The organism is Psychrobacter sp. UBA3480, assembly GCF_002377945.1.
Lineage (GTDB): Bacteria > Pseudomonadota > Gammaproteobacteria > Pseudomonadales > Moraxellaceae > Psychrobacter.
Genome location: NZ_DFQV01000002.1, coordinates 1 through 16,845, shown reverse-complemented (window position 1 = coordinate 16,845; position 16,845 = coordinate 1). Strand labels below are relative to the sequence as shown.

13 protein-coding genes and 1 pseudogene are annotated in these 16,845 nt (G+C 43.2%); 9 read left to right on the top strand and 5 right to left on the bottom strand.

Annotated features, from left to right (window positions below; translation table 11 throughout):
- Positions 1–33 precede the first annotated feature (33 nt).
- A complete protein-coding gene (locus tag B2863_RS00550) occupies positions 34–2,391 on the bottom strand; it encodes a sensor histidine kinase (protein WP_296206787.1) in 2,358 nt (785 codons plus the stop codon).
- Between the two features lie 609 nt (positions 2,392–3,000).
- Between B2863_RS00550 and ampC the strand changes: the two genes are divergently transcribed.
- Complete coding sequence (gene ampC, locus B2863_RS00545; RefSeq protein WP_296206786.1) at positions 3,001–4,176, top strand: class C beta-lactamase; 1,176 nt, start codon at positions 3,001–3,003, stop codon at positions 4,174–4,176.
- Between the two features lie 172 nt (positions 4,177–4,348).
- Here ampC and B2863_RS00540 read toward each other — a convergent pair whose 3' ends face one another.
- Positions 4,349–5,530 (bottom strand): MFS transporter, encoded by a 1,182-nt coding sequence (locus B2863_RS00540; RefSeq protein ID WP_296206785.1) that lies wholly within the window; start codon positions 5,528–5,530, stop codon positions 4,349–4,351.
- Positions 5,531–5,795: 265 nt separating this feature from the next.
- Between B2863_RS00540 and B2863_RS00535 the strand changes: the two genes are divergently transcribed.
- The gene (locus B2863_RS00535; RefSeq protein WP_296206784.1) at positions 5,796–7,175 is read left to right on the top strand and encodes a PLP-dependent aminotransferase family protein; all 1,380 of its coding nucleotides are present in this window, start codon (positions 5,796–5,798) and stop codon (positions 7,173–7,175) included.
- A 244-nt stretch (positions 7,176–7,419) separates the two neighbouring features.
- On the top strand, positions 7,420–8,391 hold the full coding sequence (locus tag B2863_RS00530) for an EamA family transporter (protein ID WP_296206783.1): 972 nt from the start codon (positions 7,420–7,422) through the stop codon (positions 8,389–8,391).
- 66 nt (positions 8,392–8,457) lie between these two features.
- Here B2863_RS00530 and B2863_RS00525 read toward each other — a convergent pair whose 3' ends face one another.
- The 3 genes from B2863_RS00525 to B2863_RS00515 form a co-directional block, all read right to left on the bottom strand.
- Positions 8,458–9,585 carry a M14 family metallopeptidase gene (locus B2863_RS00525; protein ID WP_296206782.1) on the bottom strand — a complete coding sequence of 376 codons (1,128 nt, stop codon included), beginning with the start codon at positions 9,583–9,585 and terminating at the stop codon, positions 8,458–8,460.
- Positions 9,586–9,806: 221 nt separating this feature from the next.
- Positions 9,807–11,354, bottom strand: coding sequence for an ATP-binding protein (locus B2863_RS00520; protein WP_296206781.1), 1,548 nt, complete (start codon positions 11,352–11,354; stop codon positions 9,807–9,809).
- Position 11,355: 1 nt separating this feature from the next.
- Positions 11,356–12,078 carry a heavy metal response regulator transcription factor gene (locus B2863_RS00515; RefSeq protein ID WP_296206780.1) on the bottom strand — a complete coding sequence of 241 codons (723 nt, stop codon included), beginning with the start codon at positions 12,076–12,078 and terminating at the stop codon, positions 11,356–11,358.
- 219 nt (positions 12,079–12,297) lie between these two features.
- On the opposite strand from B2863_RS00515, the gene B2863_RS00510 reads away from it, so the two are divergent.
- The 6 genes and pseudogenes from B2863_RS00510 to B2863_RS00485 form a co-directional block, all read left to right on the top strand.
- Positions 12,298–12,582 (top strand): hypothetical protein, encoded by a 285-nt coding sequence (locus tag B2863_RS00510; RefSeq protein WP_296206779.1) that lies wholly within the window; start codon positions 12,298–12,300, stop codon positions 12,580–12,582.
- A gap of 177 nt (positions 12,583–12,759) precedes the next feature.
- Positions 12,760–13,038: a hypothetical protein gene (locus B2863_RS00505; RefSeq protein WP_058025813.1), complete on the top strand. Its 279-nt coding sequence runs from the start codon at positions 12,760–12,762 to the stop codon at positions 13,036–13,038.
- A 194-nt stretch (positions 13,039–13,232) separates the two neighbouring features.
- The gene (locus B2863_RS00500; RefSeq protein WP_296206778.1) at positions 13,233–13,826 is read left to right on the top strand and encodes a c-type cytochrome; all 594 of its coding nucleotides are present in this window, start codon (positions 13,233–13,235) and stop codon (positions 13,824–13,826) included.
- Between the two features lie 140 nt (positions 13,827–13,966).
- On the top strand, positions 13,967–14,620 hold the full coding sequence (locus B2863_RS00495; RefSeq protein ID WP_296206777.1) for a DUF411 domain-containing protein: 654 nt from the start codon (positions 13,967–13,969) through the stop codon (positions 14,618–14,620).
- Positions 14,621–14,739: 119 nt separating this feature from the next.
- Positions 14,740–16,440 (top strand): copper resistance system multicopper oxidase, encoded by a 1,701-nt coding sequence (locus B2863_RS00490; protein WP_296206776.1) that lies wholly within the window; start codon positions 14,740–14,742, stop codon positions 16,438–16,440.
- A 25-nt stretch (positions 16,441–16,465) separates the two neighbouring features.
- Positions 16,466–16,845 (top strand): annotated as a pseudogene (locus B2863_RS00485) (copper resistance protein B); the annotation flags it as partial.

Below are 16,845 nucleotides of genomic sequence, written 5' to 3'. Positions count from 1 at the left end.
GAGGCTCTCTTTAAATAAGTAGTTGGAAGTCTCTCAACTTTCAAATAAGGCCTGTGAAGATTCGGTTTTATGAGCGATAGACTGTATCGGCAGCAGGATGGTAAACGTCGTTCCAGTGCCAACGATTGAGCTGACCTCGATGCGACCGCTATGTTGTTCGATAATTTGTGCTGTGATAGCCAATCCCAACCCTGTGCCATCACCAGCTTTTTTGGTAGTAAAAAAGGGCTCAAAGATCTGCGTTAAAATACTCTCTTTGATACCAGCACCATTATCTGTAATGCTGATTGCCACGTATTGTCGCGACTCATCAACAGACGAGAGGATCTGTAATGTCCCTTTATGATCCATTGGCATGGCTTGGGCGGCATTATTAAATAGATTGAGTAATACTTGGTTGATTTGCGAAGGATTGCATTGAATCAATGGTAGCTCAGCCAGACTGGTGCTGACATCTAGAGTTTTTAGATTATTACGTGCCATCACCAAAGACGTGTTGATACAGTCATTGATATCGACCTCTTTTACCTTGGATTCGTCAATTCGAGAGAAATCACGCAAACTCACGACCAACTCCGCAATCTGATCGACGCCATACAGGCCGTCTTTGATCAAATCTATCAAATCCTCACTGACTTCATCTTCTTTAATTGCCTCACAACACTGCAAGGTCTCCTCTATCAATTGAGTCACTTGTGCTTGGTCAGCCTCTGGTTCTTTTAACGCATGCAATAATTGATCGGTATGCTGTATCAGCTCATCAAAACGCATGAGGTTATCACCGACCAGCTCCATATTGCTACGCACATAGCCAAGAGGCGTATTGACCTCGTGCGCCACGCCTGCCACCATCTGACCGAGTGTGGCCATTTTTTCGGAGCGTACTAGGTGCACTTGTGAGGCTTTTAATTCGTCCATGGCTTGCTGCAAATCTTTCGTACGGGCGGTCACTTGGCTCTCTAGATGGACATTTATTTCAGCAAGCGCGCCTTCGTTTTCGACGACACGATCAATTAGTTGATTGGTCTGCTCGCTGATGACTTGGATTTCACTGACATTTGAGTGTGGCAATTTATGCACGCTTAATTTTTGATATTGTTTTTGCTCAATCAATGTGCCCATATCAGCCACGGCCATTGCCATGTGCTTCAATGGACGCGTAAAGTAGCGACGAAACACCCATGCAGTCAGTAATAAAATCGGAATAAACCCCAATAGCATGGCTTGAATCAGCTGGTTTGACAGTGCATTTGCCACGCTCATCATGTCATTATCAGGCTTAACGATGACCATCTTCCAATACGTAAATGGCATACGAAACACAAAAGCGGTGGCAGACTGCTGCAACACAAAATCATTGGGCACAGCGATGGTATCGACCAAATGACTGCCGACTAAGTTAAACGTCTGATCGATGTTCAACAGCAATAATGCGGAGAGTAATTGGGATTCTTGTTCGCTGACTTTGTCCAAATTGGTCGTGCTCAAAATACTACGGGCGGCGAGCGTGAAACGGCCTTCATCTTTGGCAGTCGCTTCATCGATCAGTGTGCGATTGATACTATCTAGGCGATCAGCAATAGGTACAAAGCTAGGGTTTTTCTTGGCCAATTGATGTGCGGTTACCATTTCGCCCTGAGGATTATCTTCCGTCACTTGAGTGACCATCGACTGATCAGGAAAGGTCAAAAACCGATTGTCCAGGTCTACCAAAAAGACGTAACCACCTACCTTATCTTGCCATTTTTTCATGGCATCATCGAGATTATCCAATAACAAATTAAAACTCACCACGCCATCAAAAGCTTGGTTACGACTGTCATATAATGACTTGGCACAAGTCATCATCGGCTGATTGCTCACGGGATCCACATACGCACGGCTCCAGACACAGTGGTCATGACGTGCATACATCGCTGGAATGTACCACCAATCTCGATAATAAGGATTGGGTGTTTGGCTCACTTGATTATAGCGTTCTGATGGTTGCATGTTGCCTGCATCATCACGCGCCCACACAAACGACTGACGCTCTCGACCTTGCTCATACATATTAGGGTCAAACCATACACCTCCGCCCACGATTCGCAGGTCCGTCTGCTGCATGAGATTGCCAAAGGTTTCTTTATAAAGAACGTCTTCTTTTGGCAAGCCACCAGCCATCGTACTGGTCGCCTTTGCCAATCCATCGACATGGCTGATACTCGCCATGATGCTATTGATTGCTTCATTACCCGTTTCAACCACTGTTTCTGAAGTCATCTCTAGTAGGCGCGGCTTCGCTTGGGTTTCAATAACCCAGTACACCATCAGAATAATCAATAAAAAAGCCAATGCCAAAATAATCAGCATGCGCGTGGAAATACTACCAAGCCGATTAGCCACACTCATAAACAAACCTTGTATTGATGCGCCTACTGTTATCAATGACTCATACAATAAGTCAAGACATCAGCCATACGCAGCCACCATTCATAGTGAGCTCAAGGATACGATGCGGTTATGACAAGATAATGACAAAAGTTGTGTTTTTAGGGTTTGTCCTCATTTTAAACATAACAAAAAAAATGCGCCAAATTGCTGTCAAACAAAAAAAACAGCGCAGACAATACCATAAGCATTTTGATTACTATTCATCATTTATCCCTGATTAATTTATTTAGTGATAAGTTAAGGTTTATCATTGACGACATCCCTTGCCTGTAGACTATAATTTCATAACAGCGCTTAGAAGTTTGTCGCGCACACGACAATTCCTCAATAAATGAGAGACAAATACGTTTAAACATTCATAGTAGAAGTATGAATTAGCCCTTAATCCGTGTTCAATACACCGATTTCAGCTTGCCGGAATATTGGTATTCTGTAAAAATACGGAGGTTCTGTAAAAATAAAATAGGAAAACACGAAATGACATTCTCGAAGTCAGTAACCTATTTGCAGACTCGCTAAAGGAATAGACCTCCGCTACTTCTAACAAAACGGACAAGTAATATAATCATGAAAAAATCAGTGCAAACACTTTTTAGCCGAGTTGGTCTGACTGCTGTCATTGCCGCCTCATTGATATCTGGACAAGTGCAAGCAGCAGACAGCGACAGTCATCTGAAAAGCACAGTCGATGCACAAGCCAAGTCGCTAATGAAAGCACATGATATTCCAGGTATGGCGTTTGGCATTATTGTCGATGGAAAGTCGTCTTTTTATAACTACGGTTTGGCTGACAAACAATCTGGCAAGGCTGTTTCAGAAAACACTATCTTTGAGTTGGGCTCTATCAGTAAGACCTTTGCCGCGACTTTGGCAAGTTACTCAGAGCTCAATGGCACACTCGACTTGGAGGATACCGCTGATAAATACATTCCTTATCTACAAGACAGCGCCATTGGTAACACCAAGCTTATCAACCTAGCCACCTATTCGGCAGGTGGTCTACCACTTCAAGTACCTAACGATATCAAAAACAATAAGGAATTGTTCCGCTACTATAAGTCGTGGCAACCTGCCTTCCCTATCAACTCAAAACGTCTATACTCTAACGCCAGTATAGGACTGTTCGGCCATATATCAGCCTTGAGTATGGGCGCGGATTACACACAGGTGATGGAAGATAAAATACTGCCCTTACTCAATATGCCTAGTACCTTTATCAATGTTCCTAACGACAAAATGGACGATTATGCATTTGGTTATAACGCTGCTGGAGAGCCGATAAGAGTTAACCCTGGGATTTTGGACGCCGAAGCTTATGGTATTAAATCAACCAGCGCGGATATGACCCATTACATGGCGGCTAATATGGGGTTAATCCCTTTGGATAAAGATATTCAACAGTCATTGCAAAACACTAGAAAGGGATACTATCAAGCGAGCACTGTTACACAGGGATTGGCGTGGGAGATGTATCCATTCCCCACTCAGCTAGACACACTACTTGAAGGTAATTCAACGGATGTGGTGCTCAAGCCACAGCCTATTACAGCAAACAATCAGCCGACACCTGTTTTAAACGATGTATGGGTGAACAAGACAGGCGCTACCAATGGATTCGGTGGATATATCGCTTATATTCCCGCAAAAAAATCTGGCATTGTCATTTTGGCAAATAAGAACTACCCCAACGCAGAGAGGGTCAAAGCGGCTTACACCATCCTGCAAAGTGCGATGGCTAATTGAAGTAGAAGAAAACAGAACGTTGCTGTATCTCTAGTGATATTCACCTTTTTTAAACCAATATAATGAATGTAAAAAAGTCCTTTATATCAGTATAAAGGACTTTTTTTCTAAAATTGAAGATGCTGCATAGAAAGATATTGAATGAATAGAAAACTGTACTATCAATTTTATTCTAAGTCACGCTATGCAAATGGGCGTTCGAATGACGTCCGATTTTCAACATAGGCTGGCTAGCAAATAAGACAATCACACCAACTAATGAAAACACACCAAAGGCGTAGAACGCAGTAGCAGCACCATACCGATCCACAATCAAACCAGTAAAGATGACGGGGACACTAAGCCCTATATATGCCATCAGAAAATAGCCTGCACTTGCACGTGCCTGCTCATTTCCAGCAGATTTTGCGACTCCTAACATACCGCCTAAATAAACAAAGCCATAGCAACTAGTACTGGCCAAAAATGCCGCCAAAAGAATCACTGGTAGATTGGCATTCAACGTCCCCCAAGCCAATAAAGCATAAGCTGGTAGTAAGATCAGAAGACCTAGCTTGCTTGAAACTTGAGGGTCAAGCTTTCGGGCGATTGGCTGAACGATCAATCCACAACTGATGGCTAACATAGAGGATACCCCTGCATACTTAGCCAGTCCATGCGTGGCCAGCACTGAGGGAATAACTGACAACACCAATCCGGTCGTCGCCCAACAAATCAAAATACCGCTGCCATACCATATAACTTCACGATTAAAATAAGGTAGCCGTAGCATAGAGGTGGGCAAATTAGTGCGTTTAGGTGCCGTCTCTGGTAATTGATATAACAAAAACATAGCGAATATCCCGCTCGCTAGCAGTAAGAGAAAACTGGCTGGCTGATCGGTTTCATAAAACATCAAAGAAACCGTCGTCAATACAGGACCAAGACCAAAACCTATCGTCGTACTGGCCGTCACCCACGCTGTCGCACGCATCGTATCTGATGAACCAAGCAGCTCAATCATATAGGCAGTCGCCGTAGCAGCCATCAGAGCCGTTCCCACACCCAGTACGAATCGTGCTACTGCTAATGCTCGCGTGTACGGATAAAACAACATGAGAGCTGTCGCTGCTATCGATAGGGCTAAAGAGATTAAAATCACCTTGCGCCGTCCGATGCGATCAGACAATCCGCCAAAAGCTAACAATACGGGTATGACACCCAATACATAAAAGGAAAATGCTATCGTAGTTGCTAGCACGCCATAGCCATCATTGTGTGCATAAACGGCATAAAGCGGCCCTTGGATATTGACGCTTGTCGTTATCACGCATAAGGCAAAGGCCAAATATTTATTATATTTTTTTGTAGTCATATATCGCTGCTTTTCGAATAATAATCGTTGAATTGACTGAGGTAAGTGCGATTCACAATAGAATCACACCTACCTCTACATCGTTTACGTTCAATAATTAAAACAAAAGCACAGTAGGTTATCTATATACAATACAGTACAATTAGACAGAACTGTTTGGTCTATAAAACCCATACAGTTGGGATATCCTACCCATATATTGTCCTAGCTGTACCCTTAAGATAAAACCTTCACAAAATCTGCCTTACCAAAAATTGTAAAAAATATGAATAAGAAGCTAACACGCATCGAAGTTGTCATGGCTGACGTAAAAGAGAAAATAGCGACTGTCATCTACATGCCAGAGTCGCGGCTACCGTCTGTCCGTGCTACTGCCAAAGATTATGGGTTCTCACCATCGACCGTGGTTGAAGCCTATGAACGCCTGCAAACTGAGGGCATTATCTACTCCCGCCCTGGTGCAGGGTTCTATGTGGCAGAGACGACAGCGCCACTATCATTGACAGATATAGCACCAAAAATTGAACGAGTGGTAGATCCATTGTGGGTATCGCGGCAGTCGCTGGAGCCACCCGATGGTGCACTAAAGCCAGGCTGCGGCTGGTTACCAGCGGACTGGCTGTTTGAGGCAGGTATACGCCGTGGTCTGCGAAATGTAGCAAAAGCTGACGCGTCCATTATCAGTGAGTATGCAACGCCGCTAGGATTGTTAACATTGCGCCAACTACTCACGCGGCGTATGGCAGGATTGAGTATCAATGCAGAACCGTCACAGGTTATATTGACGGATTCCGGCACTCAAGCGATAGATTTGATTTTTCGATTTTTGCTGACACCAGGTGATACGGTTGTCGTCGATGATCCTTGTTATTTTAACTTTCGAGCACAGCTGCTTGCCCATCGGGTCAAAGTAGTTGGCGTCCCTTATACGCCAAATGGGCCAGATGTAGAGGCCTTTGCAGCGATTTTAGATGAGCATAAGCCGCGCCTGTACATCACCAATGCTGCCATTCACAATCCTTCGGGCGCAACGTTGTCACCTGCTACGGCATACCGTGTATTACAATTGGCCCAAGCAGCTGGTTTGTACATTATCGAAGACGATATTTTTGCAGATTTTGAAGTCAAGCCTGCAGCGAGATTGGCGGCTTTGGATGGGTTATCACGCGTATTCTATATCGGCAGTTTTTCTAAAACGTTATCCGCATCTCTACGCTGTGGTTATATTGCCGCGCCTACAGAATGGGTCGAGAGTTTGGTCGATTTAAAGATAGCGACTGGGTTTGGTGGCAGTCAGCTGGCCGCAGCTGTTGTATTCTCAGCGTTGACTGATAGCGGCTACCGTAAGCATATGAATGATATCCATACTCGGCTGGCAAACGCACGTACTCATACGCTACCACGATTGGCTAAATTGGGCATCGTACCGTGGCTGCTTCCACAAGCAGGTATGTTCCTATGGTGCCGATTACCTAAGAATAATAATGCGACCGAATTGGCCAATCGCTGCTTATCACAGGGTGTGGTATTGGCACCGGGTAATGTTTTTAGCCAATCGGACAATGCTGAGAACTTTATGCGGTTCAATGTGGCACAGATGAGTCATTCAAAAGTTTTCGAGGTATTGGCTCAATCGTTAGACTAACCAATCAGAGACTTATATAGTCATTCCACTATAAAAGTATTACAGCGTTAACCTCGCTTGAAGTATTTAATATACATCTACACTCGGTTGCCTTGTACTACTTTTAAATTGAATCGACTATAGTGCTAGTACCGTCCTATTATATAGTGACCTTTCGACTATAATTCTAAGCCTAAATATCAGCCAAACACAATCAAATCTAATCACTTCCGACAACGGATACTATTTCTCTAGGATAGCTCATATGTCCCCTATATATACTGCATTGGCTGTACTGGTTACCTTTATCTGGGGCGTGAATTTTACTTTTATTGCGTGGGGTCTTGAGAGCTTTCCGCCATTGATGCTTACCGCCCTGCGTTTTTTCTTTACTGCTGTGCCTCTGGTTTTATTTCTAAAGCCGCCTAAATTCAACCGTACCTTGTTTATTTATGCCATCGGTACATTTGTCATGCAATACGCCTTTGTGTTTACAGCGATGCATCTGGGTTCATCCCCGGGGCTAACGGCACTACTGCTACAAATTCAGATTTTTATCACAGTATTGCTAGCTTACTTTATATTGGGTGAAGCAGTCAGCCGTATGCAAATCGTCGGTATGTTGGTCGGTGTACTAGGACTCAGCGTGATTGCGTTAAACCTTGGCGGTGATATGCCTTTGGCAGGGTTCATCTGTATCCTGATAGCTGCCATCGGTTGGAGCTTTGGTAATATTGCATCCAAGCAAGCATCAAAACAGGCCTCAGAAAAAGCGTCAGAGAAAGCTGCCCTACAAGAAACGCAGCAAGGAACAAGGGTATCTGTTGCCCCATCTAGCACTGAAAAAAATAAAGCCTCTGCTCTGTCTGCGCTAACGCTGGTAGTCTGGGGCGGTCTCATTGCTTGCGTGATGTTAACGATATCTTCTCTTATATTTGAGACTGATGCATGGCAACTAGCGACGTTTACTGAAGCATCACTCAAGTCTTGGCTCTCACTTGGGTTTATCGTCTATATCTCAACCTTAATTGGCTTTGGTCTGTGGGCACACTTACTCAGTCAAAATACTGCCTCCAAGGTTATGCCATTTGCGCTATTGGTGCCTGTATTCGGTATGGTGACCTCAGTACTACTCACAGGAGAAGTGGTGACGTGGTGGAAAATGCTGGCCATGATGTTGATCTTATCAGGGCTGTTATTGGCGAATGTGAAAATAAAAATGAAAAAAAGCTGCTAACGATGACCACTAAAACACTTGGCCATCATTAGCAGCTTTTTATTTTCTGCAGCTTTTTTTCTATAGTTATCGTAAATCATCCACGACAGCTAGCATTGCTATCAGTGATGCTTCGCCTAATTTGATAGAACGCTCTGGCGACCAACCCATCTCTTCATCGGGCAGATTATCATTGTCTTTAAATGGCATCTCTAACGTATTGGCGAGGCAATCAAAACGCTCTGCTACCCAATTGGTGGCAACGGTCATATTGGCAGCACCTGGTGCATCAATCTCATAGCCAAATTCAGACTGAAAATCAGCACTAGCTAATTTCAATACCTCTGAAAATCTATCACGTAGTCCAGCAAGACGGTCACTGTAGCTTGGCGTCCCTTGTGAACCAGCGAGGAATACGTATGGCAATGCTTCATCACCATGCACATCATAAAATAGATCCACGCCCGTCGCTTCCATTTTATTAATCACATAAAATACTTCAGGGCTTTTGTCTAAGCTTGGACTTTGCCATTCACGGTTTAGGTTGGTTCCGGCAGCGTTAGTACGCAAGTGACCACGTACACTACCATCAGGGTTCATGTTAGGGACAATATAAAAATTGGCCTTGTCTAATAACTGTTTGCCAGTCGCATTATCGCTATCTAACAAGCTATACAACAAACCCTCGATCAGCCATTCAGCCATCGTCTCACCTGGATGCTGACGAGCAGTAATCCATATATTACGCTTACTAGCATCTCCATCCCCGATTTTGACTAGGGTCAAGTCACGCTTATCAAGCGTTTCACCTAGATGCTCTAACGTCACTAGCGGATGCACTTGCACAGTGGCCAATAAATCTTGATGACGCTCATAGCTGTAAGGGGCAAAGTACGCAATCTGAATGGTTTCGCATTCTAACTCTGCCACGATGGTCAATTTGCCATCTTTGTAAGACGTTGGCAGACGGAACCAATGCTGACGATCATAAGAAGCCACCGCTTGGTAGTTCTCCCAACCTTCTAGATAAGAGGCCTCTCCTGCATTCAGAATATTGAGAACATACTGCTCCCCTATTTGACCTGACAGACGAAAGTTAAACCACTGAAAAAACTCGCTACCAACATCTGGGCGAATCGCTAATTGAATGTCTTTTTTGTCATCTGCATTAATAATGTCAATGTTGCCTGCATCAAAATTAGCCGTGATATGCATAGTCATTCCCTAATTGATTTTTATGATTGATTGTTATGATACTGTTTTAAACGTTATGTTCGTTATAGACTTACCGTTCTAACTACTGCTTTTTAATAATCTCTAGCTTTATATTGGGTACTAGACATACATTTACTTGGTCATTACCAGCTCGTTTTCAAGGCAACCATCTATCAAATTTATCTATTCAGATTGAATATCTATCGTTGACTACTAAAAGATTAAACGTCCGCCAATAACTCGACACTCACTTGAAAGTAATCATCGTCTTTTATAGTAATACTGACGTTACCGTTATGCGCCCCAACGATAGACTGTACGATGGATAGACCCAAACCTGTTCCTGTATGGCGATCTACTGTTTTGTGATGTCGATAGAAGCGCTCAAACAACTTATCTGCCTCACTTTGTGTCAATGGCTCATCTAATCGGTTGGTGATTGTCATTCGTAGAATATCTTGTTTTGATTGTTGAAGACTGCTTATTGTTGTGCCCACCATCTCATCTGAGTTTATTCTATCTGCCCTAATGGTTATAACACTATCTTGAGCAGCATAATAAATCGCATTCGATATCAGATTAGCAAAAAGCCTTTGTAATAAACTTTTATCTCCTAAGACAGCGCTGAACTCACCTTTTGTTTCAATAGCGATACCTCGGTCTTCTGCAATCATTTCGTAGTAATCAACGAGCTTGGTGATTAAACTGTCCGTATCCACGTGACTGATTTGCGAGTCACTCAATCCTTTTTGGGTTTTTGCCAGTAGCAGCATATTATTTATCATGGCCGACAGCTGCTCTAACGTGTCATGTTGATGGTGTAGCTGCTCAATGTATTCATCACCCGCTCTCGGTTTGTTTAACATGACTTGCGTTTGCGTGCTGAGTGTCGCTATTGGAGTGCGCAGCTCATGGGCGATATTGTCTGAAAACCGTGACAATGATTCAAAATTACTTTCAAGCTTGGCCATCATCGAATTGTAAGATTCTGCTAGTGGTCGCAGCTCTAACGGCATATCACTGACCGTGACTCTATCATCCAATCTGTCAGGATTCATTGTTTTCATTTTTTGGACGATGGTCGCCAAAGGGGCAAAACCCCAGTACACACCCAATGCCGCTACTGATATGAGCAACAAGGTAATCGCGAACAAAATCATACTAAGCTGACGATTGAACTGTAATAAATACTGATGATGCACATCTATAGGCAATGCGATAAGCGCGAGCATTTTGTCGTCTTCAATGACCATTGCTCGATAGTATCGACTGTTGATATTCATCACAAACTGTTGCTTATCATTATCTTGTTTCAGTGATGACAGATTAAACCCTTTCCCTAGTTCTTGAGCAAAGTTATTGGGGGTACTAGACAGTATCTGCCCTTCTTTATTAGCGATAATGGTTTTTAGATCGTAATCTAGCCAAGAAGAATGCTGATGATCAACTTCATCTGATATCACTGCGGTAGAAGTATCTCCATCAGGCATTACGTCAGGCGCCGCTCTTAGCGACTGTTGACTATTTAATGGATATTGAGAGCTTGGTAGGGTTTGAGAAGTTATAGGGCTACTAGGTTCTATCACTCGTTTACGTAGATTAAAAGCCGCATGGGTCATAATCTCAGCGTCCATTTGCTCGAAATGGCCTTTAACAGAACGCTGTATCCATATATAAATAATAACCTGCGATATAACAACAAATATCGTGAGCAACAGCACAGTACGCCATAATAGCGGCAAGCGCCGATTATCAAACCTATATTTCATATTAGACATTGCCAGCTTCGTGAGATGGTTTGCTATCAAGCACTGTATCGACCGCTTCTAACCGATAGCCCATCCCGCGCACCGTATGAATCAGCTTTGCGTCATGATCATCGTCTATTTTTATACGAAGACGCCTTATCGCCACATCAATCACATTGGTATCATTTTCAAAGTTCATATCCCATACTTGGGAAGCGATGATTGAGCGTGGAAGCACTTCACCACGGCGCTCTAATAAAAACTGTAGTAAGGAAAACTCTTTTGCCGTGAGCTTAATAGGCTTATCTCCTCTATGCACCGTGCGCTTACCAATGTCCATCTTAAGATCCGCTATTTGCATAATCGTACTTTGATAGTCGGCTTGATTGGCACGTCGTAATAAGCTTTTCATCCTGACGATCAATTCTGCAAAGGCAAAAGGCTTGGTCAAATAATCATCGCCACCAATCTCAATCCCTTTTATCTTGTCACTTAAGTCATCTTTTGCGGTTAGAAATAGCACAGGCGTATGCTTGCCAGCCGCTCGGTAATTACGCACCAGCTCAAAGCCACTAACATCAGGCAGCATCACATCCATCAATATCACGCTAAATTCTTCCGTCATCAATGCATGATAGCCATCTAATCCTGTTAGCTGATGATCCACGATAAACCCAGCTTCGGTTAAGCCTTTTTTTATATACTCGCCAAGCTTCAATTCATCTTCTACCAGCAGTACTTTCATTGTAATTCCTCAATACGGTCATGATTGTTTAACGTTCTAACCAGCACAGGTGACAACATTGATGGGTAACTGACAAAGATGTCATGTGCTCGTAATCAGACTGTCAGTTTTATTTTGCTAACCTACATAAACGATAAATAGCTGCTCGTTTCAATACTTAGCTACGATGAATTATTTTTATCGGTAATCAATTTAAACAACTTACAAAAGAGGTTTTATATGAAAGTTCACGGTTCATTTAAAAAAGTATTACTGCTGTCGGTATCTGTACTTATCGGTACTACCACTGCCAATGCGCATACGACGGATCTAAGCACTTCAATCATCAACAACTGCGACGCTGTGACTGAGTTTGCAAAAAACTTGGATCATAACGATGCTCAGCTCTCAAATTCACAAATGAAAAGCTATATCGATGCGAGAGTGGCTTGTGAGATTGAACAAAAAGATCAACATCTACAGTCTGAAAAATACTTTATCAACAAATATGGTAGCGATAAGTAACATCAGCTCTGATGTCATACTAAAGGATTACTGACAACATTAAAAACCATAAATAGTAAGATGACAGAATTGTAATCTTACCGTCATCTCTCTGTCAGAATCACTAAAGTATGCTTTAAAGTAACTTAATATCTTAAAGTCTTTTCGACTACATACCAAATCAAATAAGGATTTACCATGTCACTATTCAAATCAATGCCACTGTCTAAATCAATCGTAGCAACTGCTATAGCCTTAGTCGTTTCAACCTCTGCGTTGGCACACGATCCAAAAATGCATGCTGAAAAAGACCAAATGAACTGTGAGAAAATGCAAAAGCATATGCAGATGATGCAAAAAATGGATCATAGCAAAATGGATATGAATGATCCTGCTATGAAAGCCATGATGGCTAACATGAGCAAAATGAAAGCGATGTACCAAAAGCACTGTGTGAGCAGCGATAGCGACTCTTAAATATCAATTTATAAGTTCAATACTATAGTCAGTTCAATATAATTTCGATACAAGGAAACCGAGTGCAAGTTATACATTAGTATGCTTAGCGAGGATGACGCTGTAGCGGATTTATATAGACTTGACTATATTGTCAGAGAAGCTGATCAAGCAGTAATGGGATATTAAAGAAAATGGATTTTTAGGACAAACCTATGAAGTTTTTGTTAGGAATACTTTTTACTGTCTTTGTCGCTATTACGGGTATTTTTATTACGGTGACTAGCGGCATGATAAATATCGGTGCTGATCGAGCTCATAGTCCGCTGGTTTACGATTTTTTAGAAACTGCCCGCACACGCTCAATTGAACATGCCAGTAAGAATATTTTGGTTCCCAATTTAAAGAAGGCGGAAATGATCAGCTCGGGCGGTGCAGATTACAAAGATATGTGTGCAGGCTGTCATTTGTCTCCCGGCGTCAACAGCACAGATTTAAATAGCGGTATGTACCCAAAGCCTCCTAACTTTACTCAGGCGGATATCGTTAAGCGCTATCAAAACGAGGCTGGTGCTAGACAAAGCTTTTGGGCGATTAAACATGGCATTATGGCGTCTGGCATGCCCGCTTGGGGCGCCACTCACGATGATGACAGGATTTGGGCGATGGTTGCTTTTATTAGATCGCTACCTGACTTAAATGAAAACCAGTACACCATGCTAACGACTCGGTTAGACGATAGTATGTTGGATATGTCATTTGATGGTGAGATGAATATGTCAGGTGATGGATCCGAAATGCAACATTGATTTTTTGTACAAAATGCAGTGCTTAATAGTGCTGCTTTTTGCGATTTGAGTTTTAAACTTTGCTAGCACTATTTTATCCAGTGATTTGGCTCTAATTTTTATAATATTTAATCGTCAGACAGACGCTCGGGAGTGGTTTTATGAGACGCTATACTAATAGATTTATTAATAAACATCATCTGATATCTGGCCGTGTGCTCTCGGCGATCGTGGTATTGCCATTATCGTTAACGATTGCCGCTTGCAGTCAACCTAATTCCGCTGCTGCTGACTCAACACTAGCGACTGAGCCAACTGTTGCTACGCAAAACGTGCAAACTACGCACACGGAGCAACCAACAGCTGAAATGACACCTATCAGCGCTCCTTCAGATACCCAATCAACTATCCTAAAAAATATCTCAGCCACCGTCTATAAAGATGCCAATTGTGGCTGTTGCAAAGAATGGGTCGGTTATGCCGAAGGTCATGGTCTAAACGCAACCGCACAGAATGTCGAAGACGTGTCCTTGTTTAAAGAGCGATACAGCGTACCGCAGCAAATGCGCTCTTGCCATACCACCGTCACTACTGATGGCTACGTTTTTGAAGGTCATGTCCCTGCTAAGTATATGGCGCAGTTCCTAAAAAACCCGCCAAGTGATGCGATCGGACTTGCTGTACCGAGCATGCCAGTCGGTAGCCCAGGTATGGAATACCAAGATAAATTTATGCCATATAAAGTGATGCAGCTTAACAAAGATGGCTCAACAGCTATTTATGCAACTATTGACACACCGCAGCAGCAAATCTAGCTTGGTTGTCGTTTAAATAGCTTATAAAGCTCTGTTAATAAGCGGCCAAAGACATAGGCTTAGCTGATAAATATATAGACTCAACTCTCACTTTATGGATATAAATCAGGTGAATTATTATGAACAAAACTGTGCTTAATCGCAGGCGTTTTTTGACAGGATCTTCTACCTTGTTAGGGGCATCCATGCTGTCCACCCTACCGTCTATTGCCAATAGTGCGCTCGGTAAAGGCCAGCAGAATGCAGCCGTCAACAGTGATAAATCTGGCCATATCGTACCTATCTTAACTGGGCATGAGTTTGATCTGTATGTCAGCAAGAAGCCCGTTACTGTCAATGGCAAGTCGAGTATGGCGACGCTGATTAATGACTCGCTACCAGCACCAACGCTAAAGATGCAAGAAGGCGATACCGTAACTATCCGTGTTCATAACCAGATGAATGAGTCAACCTCTATCCATTGGCATGGCTTGCTCGTACCTTTTGAGATGGATGGCGTACCGGGTATCAGTTTCGATGGCATTCCTGCAAATAGCACCTTTACTTATAAATTCAAACTTAAACAATCAGGCACCTATTGGTATCACTCTCATAGTGGGTTCCAAGAGCAAACCGGTATGCTGGGCGCTATTGTCATTGAACCAAAAGGCCGTGAGCGTCATCCAGTCGCAGAAGACCATGTGATCGTGCTGAGTGATTGGACGCACCGCGATCCACACAATCTCTTGAAGTTGCTCAAACAGCGCGCTGACTTTGATAATTATCATTTGCCAGACTTCAAAAAACTATTGTCTGATATTGCCGCAACAGATTTAGAAGCCGCTTATGACAAGCGCAAAATGTGGAATCAGATGCGTATGATGCCGACGGATTTTACTGATTTATCTGGCGAAAAAACCTTTACCTATCTGATGAATGGTAAGACCACAGCGGCTAATTGGACACAACTAGTAAAAGCAGGACAGCCCGTTAAATTACGCTTTATCAATGCCTCAGCACAGACGATATTCGATGTGCGTATACCGGGTCTCAAGATGACTGTGGTAGCAACAGATGGTATTGATGTCGCACCCGTTGCGATTGATGATTTCCGCATTGGCGTGGCTGAGACCTATGATGTCATCGTCACGCCTACTCAAGATGCACATACCATATTTGCCCAAAACATCGATCGTTCAGGCTATGTCGCGACTACGCTTGCAACTAAAAAAGGCGCGCGAGCTGCCACACCTGCTCTGGACAAGATCGAATGGTTAACCATGGCAGATATGATGGGTGCGATGGGTGATAAAGGCTACAAAGCAAAGCATGCTAAGACCGAGTATGACTTTAAATCTGACATGCGTGTCGACAGTCCACGTATGAACCTCGATGATCCCGGTATTAACCTGCGTGATATTGATAGAAAGGTTTTGACTTATGACCAATTACGTTCCGTGGATGAGGCTATATTTGCGGAGCAGCGCAAGCCTACCCGAGAGATTGAGTTACATTTAACGGGTAACATGGAGCGCTATATTTGGGCGTTGGATGGTGTCATGTTTAAGGATGCAACGCCTGTCAATATTAAGCCAAACGAACGCGTACGTATTACCTTAGTCAATGACACGATGATGAACCATCCTATGCATCTGCATGGAATGTGGAGTGACTTGCGCACGCCATCTGGAGACTTTCAAGTACGTAAACATACGATTGTGGTGCAGCCTGCGCAAAAGATTAGCTTCGATGTGACGGGAGAAGTTGGACGATGGGCGTGGCATTGCCATCTGCTGTATCACATGGAAGCTGGTATGTTCCGAGAAGTTGCCGTCGTTTAACAAACCTTCGAATATGAGGCTTATTATGAAAATATCTAAGAAAAATCTGTCATTCATTGGTTTGTCATCGCTAGTCTTGCTCACATCACCTTTTGCAACAGCTGCTGAGATGTCGAATATGGATCATAGTGGCATGGATATGTCGGGTGATATGTCTGATATGGACCACAGTGGTATGGATATGTCGGGTGATATGTCTGATATGGACCACAGTGGCATGGATATGTCGGGTGATATGTCTGATATGGACCACAGTGGCATGGATATGTCGGGTATGGATCACAGTGGCATGGATCATGGCAGTATGGATATGTCAGGGATGCAGGGTGGGCAGCCACCAGCTGATGCTCGCAGTCCAGACTATTCAAATGGGGTTCCTTACGGACAGTATGGTAAGCCAATGAT

Excerpts from the sequence above, each read along its gene's own strand:
- B2863_RS00490 (WP_296206776.1), top strand. The coding sequence starts at position 14,740 with ATGAACAAAACTGTGCTTAATCGCAGGCGTTTTTTGACAGGATCTTCT.
- B2863_RS00535 (WP_296206784.1), top strand. The coding sequence starts at position 5,796 with ATGAATAAGAAGCTAACACGCATCGAAGTTGTCATGGCTGACGTAAAA.
- B2863_RS00500 (WP_296206778.1), top strand. The coding sequence starts at position 13,233 with ATGAAGTTTTTGTTAGGAATACTTTTTACTGTCTTTGTCGCTATTACG.
- B2863_RS00550 (WP_296206787.1), bottom strand. The coding sequence starts at position 2,391 with ATGAGTGTGGCTAATCGGCTTGGTAGTATTTCCACGCGCATGCTGATT.
- B2863_RS00505 (WP_058025813.1), top strand. The coding sequence starts at position 12,760 with ATGTCACTATTCAAATCAATGCCACTGTCTAAATCAATCGTAGCAACT.
- ampC (WP_296206786.1), top strand. The coding sequence starts at position 3,001 with ATGAAAAAATCAGTGCAAACACTTTTTAGCCGAGTTGGTCTGACTGCT.
- B2863_RS00530 (WP_296206783.1), top strand. The coding sequence starts at position 7,420 with ATGTCCCCTATATATACTGCATTGGCTGTACTGGTTACCTTTATCTGG.
- B2863_RS00525 (WP_296206782.1), bottom strand. The coding sequence starts at position 9,585 with ATGCATATCACGGCTAATTTTGATGCAGGCAACATTGACATTATTAAT.
- B2863_RS00495 (WP_296206777.1), top strand. The coding sequence starts at position 13,967 with ATGAGACGCTATACTAATAGATTTATTAATAAACATCATCTGATATCT.
- B2863_RS00540 (WP_296206785.1), bottom strand. The coding sequence starts at position 5,530 with ATGACTACAAAAAAATATAATAAATATTTGGCCTTTGCCTTATGCGTG.
- B2863_RS00515 (WP_296206780.1), bottom strand. The coding sequence starts at position 12,078 with ATGAAAGTACTGCTGGTAGAAGATGAATTGAAGCTTGGCGAGTATATA.
- B2863_RS00520 (WP_296206781.1), bottom strand. The coding sequence starts at position 11,354 with ATGAAATATAGGTTTGATAATCGGCGCTTGCCGCTATTATGGCGTACT.
- B2863_RS00510 (WP_296206779.1), top strand. The coding sequence starts at position 12,298 with ATGAAAGTTCACGGTTCATTTAAAAAAGTATTACTGCTGTCGGTATCT.